This is a genomic window from Methylobacterium oryzihabitans (assembly GCF_004004555.2).
GTDB classification, from domain to species: domain Bacteria; phylum Pseudomonadota; class Alphaproteobacteria; order Rhizobiales; family Beijerinckiaceae; genus Methylobacterium; species Methylobacterium oryzihabitans.
In genome coordinates this window covers 1-440 of sequence record NZ_SACP01000160.1, presented here as the reverse complement: position 1 = coordinate 440, position 440 = coordinate 1, and the positions used below count along the sequence as shown (strand labels likewise).

The window sequence follows — 440 nt, the reverse complement described above, 5'->3', positions numbered from 1 at the left end:
CCCTCAGGGCACTGGCTGATCGCTGCCAACATCACGCCACGCTGGCGCGCCGCCCGCAGCACATTCAGCAGCGCCTGGTCATCCGACGGCCCGGTACCGCTGCCGTAGCACTCCAGCAGCAAACCCTGCACACCACTGTCGATCAAGGCCTGCAAGTGCCCGGCCTGCAGCCCGGGGAACACCGGCACTATCGCCAGGTTGACCGGCTGGCGCGGGTGCTTGTAGCCAAGCTCGGCGGGAATCGCCCCGGCCCGCTCGCCGTCGCGATGGCGCGGCAACGCAGCAAAGGCATCGAACGCCTCGCTGCGAAGCTTCGACGCCCGGCAGCCATGCAGCAGCTGATCGTGGAAGTACAGCTGCACGCCATTCTCCAGCCCTTGTTCGAACTGGCGCAGCGCACCGCACAGGTTGGCCCAGGCATCGCTGTCTGCGGCACCTGC

Annotated in this window: 1 protein-coding gene; it reads right to left on the bottom strand. The window is 68.0% G+C overall.

What is annotated here, in order from left to right:
• Window positions 1-440: asparaginase domain-containing protein (locus tag EOE48_RS28850; RefSeq protein WP_187371599.1), on the bottom strand; the 440-nt coding region annotated here is incomplete at both ends.